Origin of the sequence: Nocardioides sp. GCM10023255 (assembly GCF_042653125.1) — a bacterium.
In the GTDB taxonomy this organism is placed as follows: Bacteria; Actinomycetota; Actinomycetes; order Propionibacteriales; family Nocardioidaceae; genus Nocardioides.
Genome location: NZ_JBHSHU010000005.1, coordinates 221,107 through 242,813, shown reverse-complemented (window position 1 = coordinate 242,813; position 21,707 = coordinate 221,107). Strand labels below are relative to the sequence as shown.

Genomic DNA, 21,707 nt, shown 5'->3' with positions numbered 1-21,707 from the left:
GTCAGGCGTCCCAGCCCTCGGGGCGGTGCTTGCGGGGCAGCTTCGCGACCACCAGCCGGTAGGACTCGTCGACCGCCTCGAGCAGCTCCTCGTCGGGGATGTCGCCGGAGAACGACAGGTCGTTCCACCCGGAGCGACCGATGTAGGCCATCACGGTGGCGGCACCCGGGTACCGGTCCAGCCACTCGTCGGCCGCCTCGCGGCTCGGCCCACCCTTGACGCCGACCCCGTCCGCGCCGAGGAACGCGAAGATCTTGCCGGCCCCCTCCGGGCCGACCTTGACCACGGGGTGCTCGTGCCCCCACGGGTTGTCCGCCCAGGCCCCCGGCCTGGCCAGGCAGTGAGCCTGCATGCGTCTGACGTCCACGACCCGCCCTCCGTCACTCCCCCTCGTCGCCGTCGTCGCTCTCGTCGTCGAGCAGGCCCTCCCTGCGGGCGTCGGCCACGATCCGCCGCACGTTGGTCAGGCTGCCGCAGCCGGCGTCGATCTGCGCGTTGCGCTCGGTGGCGAACGCCTCGCCCAGGTCGGCCCGGACCCGCTCACCGACCTCCTCACGCGCCGGGTTGAGGATCGAGAGCTCCTCCTCGGTGAGGTGGTGGTTGACCAGCCTGGCCAGCTCCTCGACCGCGTCGTCGAAAGCCTGGGTGTCCGTGCCCTTGAGCTCGAGGACCGCCAGCAGGGCCTCGTGGCCCTCGGCGTGCTCCTCCTTGCCGTGCTCGGCCTCGTGCTCACCGACCGCCTGCTTGCGCCGCAGCTGCGGGTAGACGTGCTTCTCCTCCGCCTCGGCGTGGGCGACGTGCAACGTGGCGAAGGCCTGCCGCACCGCGTCGCGGTCGGCACTGCTGTCCCGCAGGTCGCGCAGCAGCGCCTCGAACCGGCGGTGGTCCTCGAGGATCAGCTCCACCACGTCACCCGAGACGGGCCTGCCCAGATCGATCGTCGTCATGGACGCACCCTAGCGAGGGCGGGCTAGGACGGAGGCCCGCTGGCGCGCACCACCTCGAAGGGCTCGGCGTACCTCGCGTGGGTCAGCTGCCGCGCCCAGTACCGCGCGCTGGCCACGACCAGGTCGGGCTCGAGGTAGTGACGCGTCGCCTGCGACCGGTAGCTGGCGAGCACCTCGACCTTCTGGTGGATGGTGTCGTCGACCGGGACGAACCTGGTCGGCGCGAAGCCGTTGCGCGAGGAGGGCGACTGGTAGCAGAACAGCTGCGGCACCCGGCGCGCCGCGATGACGGTGGCGTCGTGCACGGCGCGGTGGTCCTGGTGGTTGTCGGCCTTGGAGTGCACGTAGACGGTGGTGGGCTCGACGGCGGCGATCACCCCCTCGACCAGGCCGATCATCTCGTGGGCGTCCTCCATCCGGGTGTCGGGGAGGTCGCCCATCAGGAGCTCCGCTGTCATGGCCACCGCCGCACCGACCGCCTCCTTCCGCCGGGTCTCCCGCGGCCCCCCGACCGCGCCACGGCTCAGGGTCAGCACCGAGACGGGGTGGCCCTGGGCGCGGTGCCGGAGCAGGGTCGCCGCGCACCCGATCTCGACGTCGTCGGGGTGCGCCCCCACGGCCAGCACGCGCTCGGTCGACGTGGACGGGGCAGGGCGGAGCAGCTGCTGCAGCCCGTCGAGGTCACGTGGGTCGAGCACCTCGGAGACGCCGCTGCGCAACGCGCGCAGCAGGCCCTGGGCGCCCGCGTCGGGGCCGGCGAGGACGCAGACGCGCACCTCGCGCGAGAGCGACCGCAACGTCTCCAGGACCGCGACGGCCGCATCGTCGAGCAGGTCGGACTCGACCAGCAGCATCGCCGGGGCGCCCGAGACCTCGACCAGCTCCACCGTCTCGTGGGGCGCCAGCAGGACGGGCAGGTGCCCGGTCGACGCCAGGACGCCCAGCAGCTCCTCGACGCCGTGGACCGCCCACACCACGACCAGCTGCTCCGGTGACGTGGCCTCCCGCACGATGCCGTCCGGCAGGGCCGGCAACGTTGCCGATGAGCCTGGATGCTGCACACGCGCCTCCCGAGACGAAGATCCGTGGTCCGAGCCTAGTGACTACCATCGCCTCGATGCCCACCCGCTCCCGCGCCCGGGGCTGGGCGCTCGTCCTGGCGGTGACCACGGCCACCAGTCTCGGCCTCGAGCTGCTCGGTCTCCCGTCACCGGTGCTCTTCGGGGCCCTCCTCGGAGGCATGGCCCACGCGCTGACCTCGCCGACCGTCCTCGGGGTGCCGGTGCTGGCCTTCCGGGTCGGGCAGGGTCTGGTCGGCGTCACCATCGGCGCCCTGGTCAGCGTGGACGGGCTGGCCCGGATGGGCGCCGACGTCGTCCCGATCCTCGCCGTCACGCTCGGCACCCTGGGGCTCAGCCTCGCCGCCGGGCGGGCTCTCGCGCTGCGGCGCGACGTCTCCACGGTGACCGGCGTCTTCGCCCTGATCGCGGGCGGCGCCTCCGGCGTCGTGGCCGTCGCGCACGAGCTCGGCGCCGACGACCGGGTGGTCACCGTCGTGCAGTACCTCCGCGTGCTGATGGTGCTGCTCGCGATGCCGCTGGTCACGGCGCTGGTGTTCTCGCCCGCACACGGCGTCGCCGAGCTGGACGGGGGCGGCGCGCCCTGGCCCACCGACGCGGCGTACACGCTCGTCGCGCTCACGGTGGGCCTGCTGCTGGCCCGGCTGGTGGCGGTGCCGACCGCCACCCTGCTCGGGCCGATGGCCGTGGCCGTCGCGCTCGGCGCCGGCGGCTGGGCGGGGTTCGACGCCGCCTCCGTGCCGACGCTCCTGCAGGACCTGGCCTACCTGCTGATCGGCGTCCAGGTCGGCCTCCGGTTCACCCGCGCGAGCCTGGCGGCGATCACCCGGATGCTCCCCGTGGTGGTCGCCCTCATCACGGCGGTCATCGCGCTCTGTGCGGGGCTCGGGGCCCTGCTCACCCTGACCACCGGCGTCGACGGCCTCACGGCGTACCTCGCCACGACCCCCGGCGGTCTCTTCGCGGTGCTGGCGACGGCCGCCGACAGCGGCGCGGACGTGACCTACGTGACCGCGGCGCAGGTCTTCCGGCTGCTGGTGATCCTGCTGCTCACGCCGCCGTTGGCGAGCTGGTTGCGTAGAGCTCCTCGCGACTGATGACCGACCTCGCCCGCCGGCGGTAGCGCCAGACCTGGGAGAGCCCGAGCCCCCAGAGGAGGTACTGGGCGCTCATCGCCCAGCGGAACGCGGAGGGGGTGTACGCCGTGGAGTCGCCGGGCGTGCGCCAGTCGAGGATCACGCCGATGGCGACCACGAGCACCAGGCTGGCGATGAAGCCACCCTGGTTGATGATGCCGCTCGCGCTGGCCATCCGGTGGGACGGGTTGGAGGTCCGGCCCACGTCGAAGCCGATCATCGAGGCGGGGCCGCCGACGCCCACGACCAGCGCCAGGACGACCAGCAGCCACACCGGTGCGGAGCCGGGCCAGGCGAGCACCACGGTCCAGACCGCCGCGATCGTGGACACGATCACCAGCGCCATCGACGAGCGGTGCCAGGGGTGGCTGCCGACCAGCCAACCCAGCGTGGGGCCGGCGATCATGACCGCCACGATGAGCACGGTCAGCAGGCTGCCGGCGGTGGTCGGGCTCAGGCCCTCGCCGCGGACGAAGAACGGGTAGCCCCACAGCAGGGTCAGCGCGGTGAGGCTGAACTGGGTCGAGAAGTGGATCCAGAAGCCGAGCCGGGTCCCGGGGTGCGCCCACGAGGCGGCGAGGCTGGAGCGCACCGCCGCGAACGAGAGCCGCGGCCCCCGGAGGTGACGGGACGCGGGGCTGTCGTGGAGGACCAGGAGGAGGGCGACCGCCAGCACGACCCCGACCGAGGCGGCGGCGAGGTAGGCCGTGGTCCAGCCGAGGTGGCCCAGGGCCAAGGTCATCGGGATCGCCGCGACCACGGCGCCGAGCTGGCCGAGGGTGCCGGTCATCTGGGTCATCAGCGGGATCCGCCGGGTCGGGAACCAGGTGCTCACCAGACGGAGGACGCAGATGAAGGTCATCGCGTCACCCATGCCCACGAAGATCCGCGCGACCAGCGCGAATCCGTAGCTGTCCGCCACCGCGAATCCGCATTGGGCCGCGGTGAGCAGCAGGGTGCCGCAGAGGAGCACGCTGCGCGAGCCGAACCGGTCGACCATCAGGCCGACCGGGATCTGCATCGCGGCGTAGACGAGCAGCTGCAGCATCGTGAACGTCGCCAGCTGCGCCGCGGAGATGTCGAAACGCTCGGTGGCCGCAAGTCCCGCGACCGCGAGCGAGGAGCGGTGGAAGACAGCGAGGAAGTAGACGAGCAGGCCGACCGCCCACACGGCGTAGGCGCGGCGGAGCGGTGCGGTCACGCGCCGAACCCAGTGGTCACGGGAAGTGGACGTCCGGTGCGTGCGATGGCAAGGCCGAGGAGCGAAGGCGGCCCGGGTTTGGCGGTCGAGCGACGAGAACGCAGCCAGCGTGCGTGCCGGGCGTTCACTTGGTCGCCTCCATCATCTGGCGGAGCTCCTTCTTCAGCTCGGAGATCTCGTCGCGGAGGCGGGCGGCCACCTCGAACTGCAGCTCGGCGGCGGCGTTGCGCATCTGGTCGGTCAGGTCCTGGATCAGCTGGGCGAGGTCGGCGCTGGGCATGCCGGCCAGGTCGGCGGCGTGCTTGCCGGCATCCTTGGACGACAGGGCGGGCACGGGCTGCCTCGCCTTGACGCCGCCGGCGCGGCCCTTGGCCTCCGTACCGGCCCAGGTCTCCAGCAGGGCCTGGGTGCTCTCGTCCTCGCGGGCCAGCATCTCGGTGATGTCGGCGATCTTCTTGCGCAGCGGCTGGGGGTCGATGCCGTTCGCCGTGTTGTAGGCGACCTGCTTGGCGCGGCGCCGGTTGGTCTCGTCGATCGCGGACTCCATCGACGGCGTGATCCGGTCGGCGTACATGTGCACCTGGCCGGAGACGTTGCGCGCCGCGCGACCGATGGTCTGGATCAGCGACTTGTCCGAGCGGAGGAACCCCTCCTTGTCGGCGTCGAGGATCGCGACCAGCGAGACCTCGGGCAGGTCGAGGCCCTCGCGCAGCAGGTTGATGCCGACGAGGACGTCGTACTCCCCCAGCCTCAGGTCGCGCAGCAGCTCGATCCGCTTGAGGGTGTCGACCTCGGAGTGGAGGTAGCGGGTGCGGATGCCGGCGTCGAGGAGGTAGTCGGTGAGGTCCTCGGACATCTTCTTGGTCAGCGTGGTGACCAGGACGCGCTCGCTCTTCTCGGTGCGGGTGCGGATCTCGTGGATCAGGTCGTCGATCTGGCCCTTGGTCGGCTTCACCACGACCTCGGGGTCGATCAGGCCGGTCGGGCGGATGATCTGCTCGACCGCGTCGCCGCCGACCTTGTCGAGCTCGTAGTCGCCCGGCGTCGCGGAGAGGTAGATCGTCTGGCCGATCCGCTCGAGGAACTCCTCCCAGCGCAGCGGCCGGTTGTCCATCGCGCTCGGCAGCCGGAAGCCGTGCTCGACCAGGTTGCGCTTGCGGGACATGTCGCCCTCGTACATGCCGCCGATCTGCGGCACCGCGACGTGGGACTCGTCGACGACGAGCAGGAAGTCCTCGGGGAAGTAGTCGAGGAGGCAGTTGGGCGCGGAGCCGCGGCTGCGGCCGTCGATGTGCATCGAGTAGTTCTCGATGCCCGAGCAGGACCCGACCTGACGCATCATCTCGATGTCGTAGGTCGTGCGCATCCGCAGCCGCTGCGCCTCGAGCAGCTTGCCCTCGCGCTCGAACTTCGCCAGCTGGTCCTCCAGCTCGAGCTCGATGCCGCGGATGGCCCGCTCCATGCGCTCGGGGCCGGCGACGTAGTGGGTCGCGGGGAAGACGTAGAGCTCCTGGTCCTCGGTGAGCACCTCGCCGGTGACCGCGTGCAGCGTCATCAGCCGCTCGATCTCGTCGCCGAAGAACTCGATGCGGACCGCGTGCTCCTCGTAGACCGGGAAGATCTCGAGGGTGTCGCCGCGGACCCGGAAGGTGCCGCGGGTGAAGCTCATGTCGTTGCGGGTGTACTGGATCTCGACCAGCCGACGCAGGATCGAGTCGCGGTCGTGCTCCTCCCCGACCCGCAGCCGGAGCATCCGGTCGACGTACTCCTGCGGCGTGCCCAGGCCGTAGATGCACGACACGGTGCTGACCACGATCACGTCGCGGCGGGTCAGGAGCGAGTTGGTGGCCGAGTGGCGCAGCCGCTCGACCTCCTCGTTGATCGAGGAGTCCTTCTCGATGTAGGTGTCGGTCTGGGGGACGTACGCCTCGGGCTGGTAGTAGTCGTAGTACGAGACGAAGTACTCGATCGCGTTGTCCGGGAACAGCTGGCGCAGCTCGTTGGCGAACTGCGCGGCGAGCGTCTTGTTGGGCTGCATCACCAGCATCGGCCGCTGCAGCTGCTCGGCCACCCACGCGACCGTCGCGGTCTTGCCGGTGCCGGTGGCACCGAGGAGGACGACGTCCTCGACGCCTGCGTCGATCCGCTTAGAGATCTCCGCGATGGCAGTGGGCTGGTCGCCGGAGGGCTGGTAGTCGGAGACGACCTTGAAGGGCGCCACTCGGCGCTCGAGATCTGTCACGGGTCGCATACGACGAGCCTAAACGTCGCCGCCGACAGTCCTATTCCCGTCGCACGCCGTCCCGCTCGAGCTGGCGCTTCAGGCTGGACCAGATCCGCCTCTCCTGCCGGCGGCCGAGGTAGCCGATGAGGGGTCCGAGCGCCCGGACACGGCCGGTCGTCCGGATGTCCCAGTCCCAGCACATCCGGGTGCCGCCGGCGCACGGGACGAAGTCGATGGTGCCGTCGATGATCGTGCCGTCGACGCTGGTCAGCACGCCGAGGTGGTGGGGGCGCAGGTAGTCCACCAGCTCGATCGTCATCGGGACCTCGCGCCCCGCGGTCCGGGCGACCGCCCGGAACCTGCTGCCCTCGCCCACCGGCCCGGGCGTCACCTGCTGCGAGCTGACCATGCCGGGGTTGTACGTCGGCTCCCGGGTCTGGTCCGCGACCGTGTCGAACACGTCCTCCACCGGGCGCGCGATGTCGATGTGTCCTCTCACGTGCGGCACTGCTCCCCACCCCTCCCAGAGGCAGTACACCCCCGCGCCCGCTCCACGAGCAGATGCGAAGGTCCCCTGCTTCCCGGGCAGCCGACCCGTCCCCGGACCGCTCCTGCCGGCGGCTTCGCCGACGCCGTTCCGACCGCCTGACTAGATTGACCCCGTGACCACACACGCCCCATCCGTCGTCGACCGGGTGCTGCGTGCCACGCGCCGGGCGCTGCTGGCGGTCGTGGGCGTCCAGCTCGCGCTCGCGATCGGGATGTCGCTGGTGGACTCCTACCGCCGGCGCGGCAAGAAGCCCCGGCCGTTCCCGGTGACGCCCCCACGGTCGGTGGCGATCGGGGACGGCACGGTCACGACGTACACCTTCGGCAAGGACCTCTACGCCGACATGCTCGCGGCGATCGAGGCCGCCACCCGGCAGATCGTCTTCGAGACCTACATCTGGAAGGGCGACGAGATCGGCGAGCGCTTCAAGGCCGCGCTGGCCGCCGCCGCTGAGCGCGGGGTCGAGGTCTACTGCATCTACGACGGCTTCGCCAACCTCGTCGTCTCGCCGAGGTTCAAGCGCTTCCCGCCCGGCATGAAGGTGCTGCGCTACCCCGTGTACGCCGCGGGCTGGCGGGTCTTCGACCTGCGTCGCTACGGCCGCGACCACCGCAAGATCCTCGTGGTCGACGACGAGGTCGCGTTCGTCGGCGGCTACAACATCGGCTCCGCCTACGAGACCGAGTGGCGCGACACGCACCTGCGGATCACCGGCCCCGGGGTGTGGGACCTCAAGCGCGCCTTCGCCGACTTCTGGAACCTCAACCGGCGTCGGCTGCTCGGTGCCAGCGAGCGCCCGCTGCTGCTGGAGACGGCGTCCACCTGGGAGCCCCGGATCCGGATCCACCGCAACGTGCCGCGGCTCTGGATGTTCCCGATCCGCGGGATGTACCTCGAGGCCATCAACCGGGCCAGCCGCAACGTGTGGATGACGCATGCCTACTTCATCCCCGACCAGGACTTCGTCGACGCGATGAAGGCAGCCGCCCTGCGCGGCGTCGACGTGCGCCTGGTCGTGCCGCTGAAGTCCAACCACATCGTGGCCGACTGGATCTCGCGCGGCTACTTCAGCCAGCTGCTCGACGCGGGCGTGCGGATCTTCCGCTTCAAGGACGCGATGGTGCACGCCAAGACCTCGACCATCGACGGCACCTGGACCACGGTCGGCACCGCCAACATCGACCGGCTCAGCCTCACCGGCAACTACGAGATCAACGTCGAGCTCATCGACGAGTCGCTGGCGGCGGCGATGGAGGAGATCTTCGAGGTCGACCAGTCCAACTGCCTCGAGCTGACCAGCGGTGAGTGGGAGGCGCGCGACCTGCACCGCAAGTTCACCGAGTTCGTGCTCGGTCCGCTGCGCCCGCTGCTCTGACCTCGTCGCGCTCGGGGGCGGGCGTCAGCCCGACGCGGCCGCAGCCGATGCCCCCAGGTCGACCTGGGCGGTCACGTGGTCGTCCCTGCGCGCCCCCTCCAGCCGCACGGTCCAGCCCGTCTCGTGCGGCGCCCCGCAGGGCCTGGGCATCAGCGCCGGGACCGGTCCCCCGGAGCAGGCGAGGTTGCGGACACCCGCCCCGACGACCGCGACCCGCACCGGACCGGATCGCGGGGTCCAGGCGACGTCCAGCGAGGTGATCCTCGCCAGCGCCCGCCCCGTCGCCGAGTCCGCGCTCCGGTCTACAGCACCCTCGAGCCGGTAGGTCAGGTGCAGCAGGCCGGCGGGTCGCTCGAGGACGAAGGTCCGGGGCCGGTCGCCGACCTCGGACGGCCCGCGGACCCGTTGGCCGTCCCGCCCGGTGACGCGCAGCTCCGAGGCATGCGGGGCGATCCCGGTGCCCGGCAGGGTCGGGGCGCGCACCGTCAGGGTGCGGATGGGGCCTTCGGCTCGGATCCACTGGTCCACGACGATGTCGCCGGACTCCAGGACTCGACTCTCGACGTACGCACCTTCCTTCGGCAGCGCAGCGGGAGGCTCCGCGCCGACCTCGGCCGGTCCTCCGGCGTCGGGCCGGGACCCGGCGCCGGAGGTGACCAGCCAGAGCAGGACCGCGACCACGAGCGCGGCGGCCAGCGCCGCGCTCACCTGCACCCATCTCGCCATGCGCATCGGAGCCCGTCGCCACTCCTCGGGGACGATCTCCCAGTCCTCGAGCCAGTCGTCCTCGGGCCAGTCGTCCTCGTCGTCGTCCCACGCCCCGGGGTCGTCCCGGCCGTCGCCGGTTCCGGGCCCGACCTGTGCTGCGGCGTCACGCGGCCACGGCTCCTCGTCGGCGTAGGCGTCCCCGACCGCGTCGTCGTACGCCGCGGACAGGTCCCGGCGCCGCGGCTCGCGGTACGGCCCGGTCACGACGCGGCCTTCTCACGCGCAGCGGTCGTCGGCGTGGCGGTGACGACGAGCAGGTCGAGGTAACCGCCGCGGGAGGGCACGTACGGCCCGGCGCACGTCACGAGGGTGAGCCGCCGGGGACCGCGCGGCGAGAAGACCTCGACGTGCCGCGCCAGCGCCCGCCGCGGGACCAGCCGCAGCGAGGCGACCGCGAAGTCCTGGGTCAGACCGCGACCGCTGATCCGGACGAGGGCACCCCGTCGCACCCCGAGCAGCTCGGCGAACGGCCCGACTCCCTGGTCCGTCGAGTCGACGTGGGCCGCCAGCAACGTGGCACCGAACGGGTCGCCGATGCGCGACCCGCCCCTCCACCACCCGACCCGGTCGACGTCGGCCGGCACGTCGAGAAGCCCGTGCCGGGTGGACACGGCGCGCACGGACAGGCGACGCCCGCTCGGCAACCGCACGGTCAGCGGACGGGCGGGCACGACGGACCCGGCCCGGGGCGCCGTCGGCGCGGGCGTCGGTGGGTGCGCCGTCCCGCTGTCCTGCCCGGTCGGCGACGAGCCAGACCCCGAGCGCACGGCCACGTCCCCTTCGCAGCCGACCAGCAGGACGGCCGCCACGACCAGCGCCATCCCCCCGGCCCTGCTCATCGCGGCCGGGTCGACGTGAAGGACGTGACCGGCACCCCGGCCACCAGACCGGCCGAACCGGTGTCGATCCGGACCGGGTAGGCCGTCCCGTCCGCGCCGATCCCCTCGACGTGCGAGACGACGTCCATCGAGCCGTTCGTGGGACTGCCGACCGCGTAGACCATGGTGACCGTGCGTGGCGCCAGGGACAGGCCGAGCGGACCGAGGATCGGGTGGGACGTCGCCCCGGTCGGGAGGAGCGCCACCCGGTGCGCCCCGGCCGGAACGTCGGCCCGGGCGAACTCACCGTTCGCGATGTCGGTGAAGACGACCTTGCCGTCGAAGCGCGCGTCCGCGGGCGGGACCGTCGCGGTGTGGGCCAGCACCAACCGGGCCTTGCCCGGACCGATGGGGCGTGTCGGGACGCGGTAGCTGGTGGTCACCGGGTCGCCCCGGACCGACGCAGGCCGGTGCAGGACCAGGTCGGTGCTCGACCGCGCCCCGAGCCGGATCTGGGTCGCGGAGCTCCCGCCGTCCCACGTCAGCTCGACCTGATGGCTGCCCGCCGCCAGGTGGAGGGGCCCGACGACCCGGCCGACCGCGATCGCGGCCTCCCGCTCCCGGCCGTCGACCGTGACCGTCACCGAGGCGCCGGGCAGCGCCTGCACCACGTACAGCGAAGCCGTGGGGGCCGTCGCCCCACTCGTCGGAGCCACCGTCGCCGGCGATGCCAGTGCTGCCGCGCCGACCGCGGCGGCGGCAGCGAGAAGCCTGCCGTGTCCGAACATCCGAGCCCCCGTCCGCCCCAGCACCACCACGGCGGCGGCGCTGAGCACGATCACAGCACCGCGCGGCGCCGGACACGACGGCTGGCAACGACCGAGGCCCGATTTTCCCCAGTTTTCGGGAGCCCTCCGTCGCGTCGATCGCTAGCGCGGCTGCGGGATGTCGATCACGGAGCTGAGCTGGAGCGCCTTGGCCTTGTCGCCCTTGACCTTCAGCTGGCCCTTGAGCACGCCGGTGACCGGGTTCAGGTGGCCGGTGGCCAGCCGCAGGTAGTCGTGGCCCTCGCAGGTGACGGTGGCGTCGCGCTGCTCGCCCTCGTCGCCCGCGGTCACGGTCGCCGCTCCCCCGGTCACGCGGACGACGTACCGCTCGATCTCGCCGGTGGGGTTGCCGAGCAGCCGGAAGCCCACGGTCAGGTCGGCCCTCGCGGCCTTGCGCGGGTTCAGGTAGTCGGGCAGCCGACGGAAGATCTCGCCGAGCACGATGGGCCTGAACCCCGAGGCCATCACCTTGCGCAGGTGGTCGTGGCGGACCCCGCCCAGCACCGTGGCCACGTCGACCGGGTCGAGCGCCGTGGGGTCCACCGCGACCGCACCGGTCCCGGGCACCCGGAAGATGCCGCCCACGGCGAGGGCCAGCAGGGCGTCCCCGTCGATGTCGAGCTTGCCCCCGAGGAACTCGAGGCCGGCGTTGCGCTCGCCGCTCACGATGCGCACGAAGCGCAGCAGGCTGGTGCGCAGGACCACGTCGGTGTCACCGGCCGACGGGTCCTCGAGCAGCGTCATGCTGCCCCCGTCGAAGGCGAGGCCGTGCCGCTCCAGCAGCGTCCCGCGACGCTCGAGGTCGAACCGCACCACGCCGCGCAGCTCGGCCAGCCGCTCGGTGACGGCGTACTCGTGGAGCCGTCCCAGGATGCCCAGGACCGCGGCGGTCCGGACCTCCTCGCGGGCGAGCAGGGCGAGGAGGTCGTCGTCCGGGGTGGCGCGCACGGCGGCGACGAGCGACTCGGGGTCGACCTCGGCGAAGAACGCGGTCGCCTCGGCGCGGGTGGCGGAGCTCAGCTGGTGCAGGTCGGGCGTCACCCGGCCACCGTACCGTCGGTACGTGACCTCAGCGGGAGACGCGACGGGTGACGGACGCCGGAAGATGCGTGCGCGGCGACATCCGGGCGCCCCGGCGCGGCCGGTGCAGCCCGGCGAGGGCCACCAGGGACTGCACGCGGCCGCGGTGCGGCCGCCACGGCTCGAGGAACTCCTCGAGCTCCGCATCGTCGAACGGCGTCCCGGTCAGCGCCCAGCCGATGTCCTTGGCGACGTGGTAGTCGCCGAAGGAGACGGCGTCGGGGTCCCCGTGGGCCCGCTGGCGCACCTCCGCGCTGGTCCACACCCCGATGCCCGGCAGGCTGCGCAGCCGCCGGTCGGCCTCCTCGTGGGGCAGCGAGGCGGTCCGCTCCAGCGCGTCGGCGACCCGCATCGCGCCGACGAGGGTGCGTGACCGCGCCGGGTCCACGTGCATCTTCAGCCACTCCCAGGAGGGGATGGTCCGGATCCGCTCCGGGGCCGGCTGGACCCACAGGCGGCGCTGCCCGGCCGGGCCGGGCGCCCGCTCCCCGAAGCGGTGCACGAGCATCCGGAAGCCCGCGAACGCCTCCTGGCCGGTCACCTTCTGCTCCAGGATCGCCGGCACCAGGGACTCGACGACCAGGCCGCTGCGGCCGATCCGGACGTCACCGTGCCGCCGCCAGGCCTCGACCAGCACCGGGTGACGCGGCTCGAAGCCGCTCGGGTCGTCGGCCGCTCCCAGCAGGTCGGGCACCGACTCCAGCGCCCAAGCCGCGCCCGGACCCCAGGCCTGCGCCTCGACCTCGCCGGCGGCGGGCCGTGACCGGACCACCAGGGTCGCCGGCCCGTCGGGGGTGCGGATCCCGCGCCAGTGCCGCCCCGCGTCGTCGAGGTGGTACGTCGGGTCGCCGGCGCCGCGGCGCCGGTGCAGGAGCATCCGGCCCACCGGGCAGGGCCACCCCGGGCGCCACACCCGGGTCAGGCCTTCCTCCGACGTCACCCGAGCACGCTAGCCCACGCCCGGTGTCGGCGGCGCACGCCACAATGGCGCGGTGCTGCTCTCCGACCTCGTCGCCACCTCCGACGCCGTCGCGGCCACCCGGTCGCGCAAGGCCAAGGTCGCTGCGATCGCCACCCTGCTCGCGGCCGCCTCCCCTGAGGAGGTGGAGACCGTGACGGCCTACCTCGGCGGGACGCTGCGCCAGCGACGCACCGGCCTGGGCTGGCGGGGGGTCAGCGACCTGCCGGCGCCGGCCGACGTCCCGTCGCTCACCGTGCTCGAGGTCCACGAGGTGTTCGACGCCATCGCCGCGTTCTCCGGCGCCGGGTCCCAGTCGGGGCGGGCGGCCGCGGTGGCCGCGCTGTTCGGGCGGGCCACCGAGCGTGAGCAGGCCTGGCTGCGTGGTGTCGTCACCGGTGCCGTGCGGCAGGGCGCGCTCGACGCGCTGGTGCAGGAGGCGGTGGCTCAGGCCGCGGGCGTGCCGCTCGCCGCGGTGCGTCGCGCCGCGATGCTCGCCGGGTCGACGGTGTCGGTGACCGTGGCCGCGATGACCGGGGGCGAGGAGGCCCTGGCGGGTTTCGGGCTCGAGGTGGGCCGTCCGGTGCTGCCGATGCTGGCCTCCAGCGCCCCCGACGTCGAGGCCGCGCTGGTCAAGGCGGCGGGCGGCCCGGGTGCGGCCGTGTCGATCGACGTGAAGCTCGACGGGATCCGGATCCAGGTGCACCGCGACGGCGACGAGGTCCTCGTCGCGACCCGCACCCTGGAGGACATCACCGCCCGGCTGCCCGAGGTGGTCGCGGTCGCGCGCTCGCTGCCCGCCTCGCGCTTCGTGCTGGACGGCGAGGCCCTGGCGCTCGACGAGGACGGCCGGCCGCGCCCGTTCCAGGAGACGGCCTCGCGCACGGCCCAGCACGCCGGCGTGGCCGTCACGCCGTACTTCTTCGACGTCCTCCACCTCGACGGCGAGGACCTGCTCGACTCCCCCGGCGCCCACCGGCTGGCCGCCCTCGAGCGGCTGGTCCCGGCCGAGCACCGGGTCCCCCGGCTGGTCACCGCCGACGCCGCCGACGCGCACGCGTTCCTCGAGGGAGCCCTGGCCGACGGCCACGAGGGCGTCGTGGTCAAGAACCTCGACGCGGCGTACGACGCCGGCCGCCGCGGGTCCGGCTGGGTGAAGGTGAAGCCGGTCCACACGCTCGACCTGGTCGTCCTCGCCGTCGAGTGGGGCAGCGGCCGCCGCAAGGGCTGGCTCTCCAACATCCACCTGGGCGCGCGTGATCCAGCGACCGGCGGGTTCGTGATGCTCGGCAAGACCTTCAAGGGCATGACCGACGAGATGCTGGCCTGGCAGACCGAGCGGTTCCTCGGGCTCGAGACCTCCCGGTCGTCCTACGTCGTCCAGGTGCGGCCCGAGCAGGTCGTCGAGATCGCCTTCGACGGGGTCCAGCGGTCCAGCCGCTACCCCGGCGGGATGGCGCTGCGCTTCGCCCGCGTCGTCCGCTACCGCGACGACAAGTCCCCGGCCGAGGCCGACACGGTCGAGACGGTGAAAGCGTTCCTGTGAGCTGCCTCGTCTGCGGTTGATCCGATCCACCAGGTGCGTCGGATCGACCGCCGATCAGTCGAGAGGCTGCTCGGCATCGCGGGATTCCAATCGTCCGGCGATGTCCTGCATGGTGGTCGTGAAGGCAGCCTCGAGGTCCACGTCGTAGCAGTCCGCCAGGGTCAGGATCGACCAGAGGCAGTCAGCAAGCTCATGTGCCAGTGCCTCATCGAGGTCGTCGCGATGGCCGACGCCTGCTTTGCCTTGAACGAGCCTTGCCAGATCCCCGACGTCGCCCGAGAAGCCCAGCATGTACTCCTCGGACGTCCACGTTCGGCCATGGCGGCGGGCTGTCTCCCGGGCATAGGTCTCCCCGATCGTCCGTGCCAGCCCGTGTGGCTCCGCGATGCCCACCGGCCGATGATGGCGTACGTCAAGGCGGCGAGCACCCGGCCAGGGCTCGCCTGTCTCACCTGCCCGCCGTCGACTCGCTCGAGACGCTGCGGGTGCTCACGTGACCTGCCGCCTTCGCGGTTGATCCGACGCGCCAGATGGATCAGATCGACCGCGAAGCCGGGGCGGCGACCACCGCAGCCGCGTCACACCCGTGCCACACGCGTGCAACTCGGAGTTGCACAGCCCTACGATGTGCCCATGTCGACCCAGCAACCGCCGGCGGTGGACGGCCGGCGCTCCGCGGCGGCCGCCCGACGGCGCAAGCGCGAGAAGGAGATCCTCGCCGCGACCCGCGCCCTCTTCGACGAGCGTGGCGTCCGGGACGCCCAGATCGAGGACATCGCCCGGGCGGTGGGGATCAACCGGGCGATCGTCTACCGGCACTTCACCGGCAAGGAGGAGCTCTTCGCGCTCACGCTGGTGACCTACCTCGACGAGCTGCGCGACGCGCTCAGCGAGGCGGCGGACGCGCACGACGACCCGCGGGACCGCCTCGCGGCGATCGTGGGTGCGTTCGTCGACTACGGACTGGCCCACCCGGCGTTCGTCGACTGCGCCCAGGCCCTGATGCGGCGCAGCGGCCCGGAGCTGCTCGAGGAGATCTCGGAGAGTGCGCTGTTCCGCCTCGGCCGCGGCATCTCGTCGTGCCTGGCCACGCTCGGCAGTGCGCTGGAGTACGGCGTGGAGCGCGGCGCGTTCACCGTCGCCGACCCGACGCTGCTGGCCAACACGCTGTACGCCAGCGGGCTCGGCGCGCTGCAGCTCGCGCGGGTCGGGATCCTGGTCAAGGAGGCCGCCCCCGGGGTGCCCACCGTGGGCTCGATCTCACCCGACCAGGTCAAGGACTACCTCGTCGCCTCCGCGCTGGCGCTCGCCGCCCACCCGGACTGAGCCGCTAGCTCGGGGCCACCGCGACCACGAGCGTCACCTCGGTGCCGAGCGGCAGCCGACCGGTCGGCTGCACGCCCACCACGGCCCCGGCCCCCGACAGGCGGGTCCGCGTCACCTTGGCCGGCACCAGCCCGAGCCGCACGAGGGCGCGCGCGGCCTCGTCGTACGGCATGCCGACCACGTCCCGGGGGCTGAGGTCCGTCCGGCCGGACGCGACGGACAGCGTCACCACGGTGCCGTCCTCCGCCCGGGCGCCGGCGCGGGGCTCCTGGTCGAGGACGGTGCCACGCGGGGCGTCGGGGTCGTCGGCCATCCGTCGCCGCACGTCGAGCCCACGGTCATCGAGCAGCCGCTCGGCGGTGGCGACCCGGTCGCCGCGCAGGTCGGGCACGCGCACGGCCGCGTGCCGGACGGCCGGGTCCCGGGCGGCCACGAGGAAGGAGCCCGCCACGGTCGCGAGCAGCACCGCCGCGGCGACGTAGACACGCCGCGAACGCAGCACGCGGCCCCGGACGGGGCGCAGGCGCCCGCGCAGCCGCGGCCGCACGGCGGACGGCGGCTGGGCCTGGTCGCAGGACGCGAGCTCCGCGGCCTGGGCCGCCACGTCGGCCGCCCGCGCCGGGCGCGCCTCGGGGTCCTTCGCGATCAGCTCCTCGACCAGGGCCCGGACCCCGACAGGCACCTCCGGCCCGAGCGGCGGCGCCTCCTCGCGCAGGTGGGCCAGCGCGGTGGCCACGTCGGTCTCGCGACGGAAGGGCTTGTGCCCGGTCAGGCACTCGTAGGCGACCATCCCGAGCGAGTACAGGTCCGACCGGCCCGTGGCCGGCTCTCCCCGGGACTGCTCGGGGCTGATGTAGTCGGCGGTGCCGACGATCGTGCCGGTCATCGTCAGCGGCTCGGCATCGGCCGTGCGCGCGATGCCGAAGTCGACCAGGACGACGCGCCCCTCGGGCGTGACCAGGATGTTCGCCGGTTTGAGGTCGCGGTGCACGATCCCCGCCTCGTGCGCCGCCTGCAGCGCGCCGGCCACCTGTCCGACGACGTCCATCACCTCGGCCGGCGGCAGGGTCCGTCGCTCCCGCAGGAGCTGCCACAACGAGGTGCCCTCGACGAGCTGCATCACGATGTACGGCGCGGGGTCGCCCGCGGTGTCCTCCTCGCCGTAGTCGTAGACCTGGGCGATCCCCGCGTGGTGCAGCCCGCCGGCGAGCTGAGCCTCCGCCCGCATCCGGGCACGCACCGTCTCGTCGGCCGAGCCGCGCAGCATCTTCACCGCGACCTCGCGGTCCAGCAGGGTGTCGTGACCCCGCCGGACCGAGCCGGCACCGCCCGACCCCACGAGCTCGTGCAGCTCGTAGCGGCCGTTGCCCAGGGCACCCACGACGTCCTCCATGCCCCGGCCCGTACCCGACCGCCCGTGGACGATGCGGACGTCCTCGCGCGTGGCCGGCAGCCGACCGCGGGTTCAGCTCTCCAGGATCGCGACGACGCCCTGCCCGCCGGCGGCACAGATCGAGATCAGCCCGCGCCCTCCCGGGCCGTCGGACTGCGCCTTCTCCGCGAGCAGCTTGGCCAGCACGGTGACGATCCGGCCGCCGGTCGCCGCGAACGGGTGACCGGCCGCCAGCGACGAGCCCTTCACGTTCAGCCGCGACCGGTCGATCGAGCCCAGCGGGGCGTCGAGGCCGAGGCGCTCCTTGCAGAACACCGGGTCCTCCCACGCCTTGAGCGTGGAGAGCACCTGGGAGGCGAACGCCTCGTGGATCTCGTAGTAGTCGAAGTCCTGCAGCGAGAGCCCCTCGCGCTCCAGCATCCGCGCGACGGCGTACGCCGGGGCCATCAGCAGGCCCTCGCCGCCGTGCACGTAGTCGACCGCGGCGGTCTCGTAGGCCGTCAGGTAGGCCAGCACCGGCAGGCCGCGCTCCTGGGCCCACTCCTCGGAGGCGAGCAGCACGGTCGAGGCGCCGTCGGTGAGCGGGGTCGAGTTGCCGGCGGTCATGGTCGCCGCCTCGCCCTTGCCGAAGACCGGCTTGAGCCTGGCCAGCTTCTCCGCGCTGGAGTCGGGGCGCAGGTTGTTGTCGCGCTCCACGCCGCGGAACGGCGTGACCAGGTCGTCGAGGAAGCCGGCGTCGTACGCCGCGGCGAGGTGCTGGTGGGAAGCGGCCGCGAGCTCGTCCTGCTCCTCGCGACCGACCTGCCACTCCAGCGCGGTCAGCGCGGCGTGCTCCCCCATCGAGAGCCCGGTGCGGGGCTCTCCGTTCTGCGGGATCTCCAGGCCGATGTCGCCGGGGCGGATGGCGCCGAGGGCCGCGATCCGGCCCTTGGTGTCCTTCGCGGCGTTGACCTTCATCAGCTTCCTGCGCAGCTTGTCGCTGATCGCGACCGGCGCGTCGGAGGTGGTGTCGGTGCCACCGGCGATGCCGGCGTCGATCTGGCCGAGCGCGATCTTGTTCGCCACCGAGATGACGGCCTGCAGGCCGGTGCCGCAGGCCTGCTGGATGTCGGTCGCGGGCGTCTCCGGCGACAGCCTCGACCCGAGCACCGCCTCGCGGGTCAGGTTGAAGTCGCGGGAGTGCTTGAGCACCGCACCGGCCACGACCTCGCCGAGCCGCTCGCCCTCGAGCCCGAACCGGGCGACCAGGCCGTCGATGGCGGCGGTGAGCATCTCCTGGTTGGACGCGGACGAGTAGGCGGTGTTGGAGCGGGCGAACGGGATGCGGTTGCCGCCGAGGACGGCGACGCGGCGGGTCTCGGTCTTCATGGGCGACATCCTTGCGCCGGGCCGCGCGGGAGTGAAGGTTATGAGGGGCACGTCACGAAATGTGGACGCTGAGTTACACGTCGAGTTACATGATGGTCCCGACACGCCTGAGCGACGACGACACCGCGGAGGAACCCACCCCCATGAGCGACAAGTACCAGGGCTTCGTGCAGACGCCGATCGGCAAGCTGCTCGTGAAGAACCTCGGACTGCCCAACCCCACCCCGCTGGAGCGGTACGCCGAGGGCGCCCCCCTCGTCGACGGCACCGTGCTGGTCGGTGGTCGTGGCCGGCTCGCGGAGTCGCTCCCCGGGCTGCTCGACCTGCTCGGCATCGCCTCGACCGAGGCGGTCGAGGAGGGAGCACGGTTCAAGGGACTGGTCTTCGACGCCACCGACATCACCTCCTCGGCCGACCTGCACGCGCTGCGCGACTTCTTCACCCCCGTCCTGCGCAGCCTCGAGACCTGCCCGCGGGTGGTCGTGCTCGGCACGCCCCCGGAGGCCGTGACGGGCAGCGAGCGCGTGGCCCAGCGGGCGCTCGAGGGCTTCACCCGCAGCCTCGGCAAGGAGATCGGGCGGGGCGGCACCGTCCAGCTCGTGTACGTCGCCGAGGGCGCCGAGGCCGCCACCACCTCCACGCTCGCGTTCCTGCTCTCCCCCAGGTCGGCCTACGTGTCCGGACAGGTCGTCCGCATCGGCACGACCGGCACCACCGAGCCGGCCGAGGTCGCCGACCGGGAGCGGCCACTGGCCGGGAAGGTCGCGCTCGTGACCGGCGCCAGCCGCGGCATCGGCGAGCAGATCGCGCGAGTGCTCCATCGCGACGGCGCCACGGTGGTCGGCGTCGACGTGCCCCAGGCGGCCAGCGAGCTGCAGGTCGTCATGAAGGAGCTCGAGGGCGACTGGCTCACCCTCGACATCACCGCCAAGGACGCGCCGCAGCGGATCGCGCACCACCTGAAGGACAAGCACGGCGGCGTCGACGTGGTCGTGCACAACGCCGGCATCACCCGCGACAAGAAGCTCGCGAACATGGGCGAGGACCGGTGGGACTCGGTCATCGCCGTGAACCTCACCGCCCCGGAGCTGATCACCCGCGAGCTGCTCGACCAGGGCGTCGTGCGCGCGAACGGCCGGATCATCGGGGTCGCGTCCATCGCCGGCATCGCCGGCAACGTCGGCCAGACCAACTACGCCGCGTCCAAGGCCGGCGTGATCGGGCTGGTCGACTCGCTGGCCGACGAGCTGACCGACGGCATCACCATCAACGCGGTGGCGCCCGGCTTCATCGTCACCCAGATGACCGCGGCGGTGCCGTTCGCCACCCGAGAGGTCGGCCAGCGGCTCAACGCGATGTCCCAGGGCGGGCTCCCGGTCGACGTCGCCGAGACGATCGCGTGGTACGCCGACCCCGGCTCGACGGCCGTCAACGGCAACGTGGTCCGCGTCTGCGGCCAGATGATGCTGGGCGCCTGATGAGCCCCACCGGCCAAGCCCCGCGCGTCGTCGAGGGCTCGCCGCACGCGCTGCCGATGCTGCTGCGGGCCGCCATCCCCTCGATCCCGGTCGTGAACGTGCTGCCCGGGATCCGCAGGCACGGGGGCGAGCTGCCCGACCTCGCCCTGACCCGGCACGACGTCCCGATCGACGCCGACCACGTGGCGGCGTACGCCCGGGTGTGCGGCTTCCCTCGCAAGGACACCGTGCCGCTGACCTACCCGCACCTGCTGGCCTTCGGCCTGCACATGTCCATCATGAGCGACTCCTCGTTCCCGTTTCCCGCGATCGGGACGGTGCACCTGGAGAACGCCGTCACCCAGCACCGCCCGGTGGCGCTCACCGAGCGGCTGCAGGTGACGGCACGCGCGGAGAACCTCCGCGCCCATGCCAAGGGCCGGGTCTTCGACATGGTCACGACCGTGCACTCCGCCGGCGAGCTGGTGTGGGAGGAGACCTCGACGTTCCTGCGCCGGGGGGCCCCGACGGGCAGCGGGGACGACCCGGCCATCGGCGAGGCGGGCTCGTCGTTCCCCGAGGCCCCGCCGACCGGGATCGTGTGGAAGCTGCCCGCCGACCTCGGCCGCCGGTACGCCGCGGTCTCGGGTGACCACAACCCGATCCACCTCTACCCGCTGACCGCCAGGGCACTCGGCTTCCCCCGGCAGATCGCGCACGGCATGTGGAGCAAGGCGCGCTGCGTCGCCATGCTCGAGAACCGCCTGCCGGACGCCGTCCGCGTGCAGGTGGCGTTCAAGAAGCCGATCCTGCTGCCGGGCTCGGTGGCCTTCGGGTCGCGGGCCCTCGAACGCGAGGGGACGGCGCCCGGCTGGGCCTTCTCGCTGAGCAGCCCGCGGTCGGGCGCCCCGCACCTCGCCGGCCGGACCGAGGCCCCCTGACCGCCGGACCGAGGTCCCCGGCCTGCGGGGTCGAACGCCCCTGCTCCCGCTGACGATCCGGGCATGGAGTGGAGAGGACGGGTCACAGACCCGTTCTCACCCGTCCTTCGCAACAGGGAGAAGGCCATGGACATCAAGAAGCTCACCCACAGCCGCACGACCGCCGTCGTCGCCGGCGCATCGATCCTCGTCGCCCTCGGTGGCGTCGGTGGGGCGGTCGCTGCCAACACGGTCGGTTCGGCCGACATCCGCAACGGCGCCGTGCACACCGTCGACATCCACGACAACGCCGTCACGAACGCCAAGCTGGCGCCCGGCGTCCGCGGCATGTTCCGGCACCACCTGGAGGCGGACGGCCCCTACCCGGGGCAGACGCAGCTCCAGGACGGCGCCAACTCCACCAAGCTGTGGGCCGGTGACCAGGGCGCGACGCTGCAGCAGTCCTGGGTGCGGTGCGGCCGCGGCAAGAACGCGGTCGGTGGCGGCTTCGGCATGAACGACGGCGGGGCCGAGGCCAACAAGGGCCTGCAGATCGTGACGTCGGTCCCGGCGACCATCAAGGGCGGGAAGATCGTCGACACGGCCATCCCCGGTGACCCGGACGGCTCCATCCGCCCGAACGGATGGGTCGTCGAGGGCTTCAACAACGGCACCACCGAGGTCTCGGTGCGCCCGTGGGTCGTCTGCGCGGTCATGCGGTAGCCACACGCCGC

At 72.8% G+C, this 21,707-nt stretch carries 21 protein-coding genes; 7 read left to right on the top strand and 14 right to left on the bottom strand.

Going from position 1 to position 21,707, the window contains the following annotated elements; all coding sequences use genetic code 11:
• Position 1 precedes the first annotated feature (1 nt).
• The 3 genes from ACFO9I_RS10205 to ACFO9I_RS10195 are packed head-to-tail and all read right to left on the bottom strand — an operon-like array spanning position 2 to position 1,981.
• Positions 2-367: an MmcQ/YjbR family DNA-binding protein gene (locus ACFO9I_RS10205; RefSeq protein WP_379180412.1), complete on the bottom strand. Its 366-nt coding sequence runs from the start codon at positions 365-367 to the stop codon at positions 2-4.
• Between the two features lie 13 nt (positions 368-380).
• Entirely contained in the window at positions 381-947 is a 567-nt protein-coding gene (locus tag ACFO9I_RS10200) for a hemerythrin domain-containing protein (protein ID WP_379180410.1), read from the bottom strand.
• Between the two features lie 23 nt (positions 948-970).
• Positions 971-1,981, bottom strand: coding sequence for a PIG-L deacetylase family protein (locus tag ACFO9I_RS10195; RefSeq protein WP_379180408.1), 1,011 nt, complete (start codon positions 1,979-1,981; stop codon positions 971-973).
• A gap of 83 nt (positions 1,982-2,064) precedes the next feature.
• Here ACFO9I_RS10195 and ACFO9I_RS10190 point away from each other — a divergent pair, with 83 nt between their 5' ends.
• On the top strand, positions 2,065-3,123 hold the full coding sequence (locus ACFO9I_RS10190; protein ID WP_379180406.1) for an AbrB family transcriptional regulator: 1,059 nt from the start codon (positions 2,065-2,067) through the stop codon (positions 3,121-3,123).
• Here ACFO9I_RS10190 and ACFO9I_RS10185 read toward each other — a convergent pair.
• From ACFO9I_RS10185 to ACFO9I_RS10175, 3 genes are all read right to left on the bottom strand, one after another.
• Positions 3,077-4,363 carry an MFS transporter gene (locus ACFO9I_RS10185; RefSeq protein ID WP_379180404.1) on the bottom strand — a complete coding sequence of 429 codons (1,287 nt, stop codon included), beginning with the start codon at positions 4,361-4,363 and terminating at the stop codon, positions 3,077-3,079. The genes ACFO9I_RS10190 and ACFO9I_RS10185 overlap by 47 nt on opposite strands.
• Before the next feature lie 124 nt (positions 4,364-4,487).
• Positions 4,488-6,614, bottom strand: a complete 2,127-nt coding sequence (gene uvrB, locus ACFO9I_RS10180; RefSeq protein WP_379180402.1) for an excinuclease ABC subunit UvrB — start codon at positions 6,612-6,614, stop codon at positions 4,488-4,490.
• 31 nt (positions 6,615-6,645) lie between these two features.
• A complete protein-coding gene (locus ACFO9I_RS10175; RefSeq protein ID WP_379180400.1) occupies positions 6,646-7,086 on the bottom strand; it encodes an SRPBCC family protein in 441 nt (146 codons plus the stop codon).
• Positions 7,087-7,249: 163 nt separating this feature from the next.
• On the opposite strand from ACFO9I_RS10175, the gene ACFO9I_RS10170 reads away from it, so the two are divergent.
• On the top strand, positions 7,250-8,512 hold the full coding sequence (locus ACFO9I_RS10170) for a phospholipase D-like domain-containing protein (RefSeq protein ID WP_379180398.1): 1,263 nt from the start codon (positions 7,250-7,252) through the stop codon (positions 8,510-8,512).
• Between the two features lie 24 nt (positions 8,513-8,536).
• Here ACFO9I_RS10170 and ACFO9I_RS10165 read toward each other — a convergent pair whose 3' ends face one another.
• From ACFO9I_RS10165 to ACFO9I_RS10145, 5 genes are all read right to left on the bottom strand, one after another.
• A complete protein-coding gene (locus ACFO9I_RS10165; RefSeq protein WP_379180396.1) occupies positions 8,537-9,484 on the bottom strand; it encodes a hypothetical protein in 948 nt (315 codons plus the stop codon).
• Positions 9,481-10,119, bottom strand: a complete 639-nt coding sequence (locus ACFO9I_RS10160) for a class F sortase (RefSeq protein ID WP_379180395.1) — start codon at positions 10,117-10,119, stop codon at positions 9,481-9,483. The genes ACFO9I_RS10165 and ACFO9I_RS10160 overlap by 4 nt, the downstream gene beginning before the upstream one ends.
• Positions 10,116-10,886: a DUF4397 domain-containing protein gene (locus ACFO9I_RS10155; protein WP_379180393.1), complete on the bottom strand. Its 771-nt coding sequence runs from the start codon at positions 10,884-10,886 to the stop codon at positions 10,116-10,118. The genes ACFO9I_RS10160 and ACFO9I_RS10155 overlap by 4 nt, the downstream gene beginning before the upstream one ends.
• A 141-nt stretch (positions 10,887-11,027) precedes the next feature.
• Positions 11,028-11,966 carry an SCP2 sterol-binding domain-containing protein gene (locus ACFO9I_RS10150; protein ID WP_379180391.1) on the bottom strand — a complete coding sequence of 313 codons (939 nt, stop codon included), beginning with the start codon at positions 11,964-11,966 and terminating at the stop codon, positions 11,028-11,030.
• Between the two features lie 28 nt (positions 11,967-11,994).
• A complete protein-coding gene (locus tag ACFO9I_RS10145; protein ID WP_379180389.1) occupies positions 11,995-12,945 on the bottom strand; it encodes a DNA-3-methyladenine glycosylase family protein in 951 nt (316 codons plus the stop codon).
• A gap of 52 nt (positions 12,946-12,997) precedes the next feature.
• On the opposite strand from ACFO9I_RS10145, the gene ACFO9I_RS10140 reads away from it, so the two are divergent.
• On the top strand, positions 12,998-14,509 hold the full coding sequence (locus ACFO9I_RS10140; RefSeq protein ID WP_379180387.1) for an ATP-dependent DNA ligase: 1,512 nt from the start codon (positions 12,998-13,000) through the stop codon (positions 14,507-14,509).
• Between the two features lie 54 nt (positions 14,510-14,563).
• Here ACFO9I_RS10140 and ACFO9I_RS10135 read toward each other — a convergent pair whose 3' ends face one another.
• On the bottom strand, positions 14,564-14,902 hold the full coding sequence (locus tag ACFO9I_RS10135) for a MazG nucleotide pyrophosphohydrolase domain-containing protein (RefSeq protein WP_379180385.1): 339 nt from the start codon (positions 14,900-14,902) through the stop codon (positions 14,564-14,566).
• Positions 14,903-15,142: 240 nt separating this feature from the next.
• Between ACFO9I_RS10135 and ACFO9I_RS10130 the strand changes: the two genes are divergently transcribed.
• Positions 15,143-15,835, top strand: coding sequence for a TetR/AcrR family transcriptional regulator (locus tag ACFO9I_RS10130; protein WP_379180383.1), 693 nt, complete (start codon positions 15,143-15,145; stop codon positions 15,833-15,835).
• A gap of 4 nt (positions 15,836-15,839) precedes the next feature.
• Here ACFO9I_RS10130 and ACFO9I_RS10125 read toward each other — a convergent pair whose 3' ends face one another.
• Both ACFO9I_RS10125 and ACFO9I_RS10120 read right to left on the bottom strand, forming a co-directional pair.
• A complete protein-coding gene (locus ACFO9I_RS10125) occupies positions 15,840-17,228 on the bottom strand; it encodes a protein kinase domain-containing protein (RefSeq protein WP_379180381.1) in 1,389 nt (462 codons plus the stop codon).
• A gap of 72 nt (positions 17,229-17,300) precedes the next feature.
• On the bottom strand, positions 17,301-18,596 hold the full coding sequence (locus tag ACFO9I_RS10120) for an acetyl-CoA C-acetyltransferase (protein ID WP_379180379.1): 1,296 nt from the start codon (positions 18,594-18,596) through the stop codon (positions 17,301-17,303).
• A 143-nt stretch (positions 18,597-18,739) separates the two neighbouring features.
• Here ACFO9I_RS10120 and ACFO9I_RS10115 point away from each other — a divergent pair, with 143 nt between their 5' ends.
• The 3 genes from ACFO9I_RS10115 to ACFO9I_RS10105 all read left to right on the top strand — a co-directional run bounded on the left by ACFO9I_RS10115 (position 18,740) and on the right by ACFO9I_RS10105 (position 21,696).
• Positions 18,740-20,074, top strand: coding sequence for a 3-oxoacyl-ACP reductase (locus ACFO9I_RS10115; RefSeq protein WP_379180377.1), 1,335 nt, complete (start codon positions 18,740-18,742; stop codon positions 20,072-20,074).
• Positions 20,074-20,994, top strand: a complete 921-nt coding sequence (locus tag ACFO9I_RS10110) for a MaoC family dehydratase (protein ID WP_379180375.1) — start codon at positions 20,074-20,076, stop codon at positions 20,992-20,994. The genes ACFO9I_RS10115 and ACFO9I_RS10110 overlap by 1 nt, the downstream gene beginning before the upstream one ends.
• A 126-nt stretch (positions 20,995-21,120) precedes the next feature.
• Positions 21,121-21,696: a hypothetical protein gene (locus tag ACFO9I_RS10105; protein WP_379180373.1), complete on the top strand. Its 576-nt coding sequence runs from the start codon at positions 21,121-21,123 to the stop codon at positions 21,694-21,696.
• The last annotated feature ends 11 nt before the right edge of the window (positions 21,697-21,707 follow it).

Bases quoted from the DNA above. Each gene is read 5' to 3' on its own strand.
- ACFO9I_RS10120 (WP_379180379.1), bottom strand. From the start codon at position 18,596: ATGAAGACCGAGACCCGCCGCGTCGCCGTCCTCGGCGGCAACCGCATC.
- ACFO9I_RS10155 (WP_379180393.1), bottom strand. From the start codon at position 10,886: ATGTTCGGACACGGCAGGCTTCTCGCTGCCGCCGCCGCGGTCGGCGCG.
- ACFO9I_RS10115 (WP_379180377.1), top strand. From the start codon at position 18,740: ATGAGCGACAAGTACCAGGGCTTCGTGCAGACGCCGATCGGCAAGCTG.
- ACFO9I_RS10200 (WP_379180410.1), bottom strand. From the start codon at position 947: ATGACGACGATCGATCTGGGCAGGCCCGTCTCGGGTGACGTGGTGGAG.
- uvrB (WP_379180402.1), bottom strand. From the start codon at position 6,614: ATGCGACCCGTGACAGATCTCGAGCGCCGAGTGGCGCCCTTCAAGGTC.
- ACFO9I_RS10105 (WP_379180373.1), top strand. From the start codon at position 21,121: ATGGACATCAAGAAGCTCACCCACAGCCGCACGACCGCCGTCGTCGCC.
- ACFO9I_RS10125 (WP_379180381.1), bottom strand. From the start codon at position 17,228: ATGGAGGACGTCGTGGGTGCCCTGGGCAACGGCCGCTACGAGCTGCAC.
- ACFO9I_RS10110 (WP_379180375.1), top strand. From the start codon at position 20,074: ATGAGCCCCACCGGCCAAGCCCCGCGCGTCGTCGAGGGCTCGCCGCAC.
- ACFO9I_RS10130 (WP_379180383.1), top strand. From the start codon at position 15,143: ATGTCGACCCAGCAACCGCCGGCGGTGGACGGCCGGCGCTCCGCGGCG.
- ACFO9I_RS10190 (WP_379180406.1), top strand. From the start codon at position 2,065: ATGCCCACCCGCTCCCGCGCCCGGGGCTGGGCGCTCGTCCTGGCGGTG.
- ACFO9I_RS10160 (WP_379180395.1), bottom strand. From the start codon at position 10,119: ATGAGCAGGGCCGGGGGGATGGCGCTGGTCGTGGCGGCCGTCCTGCTG.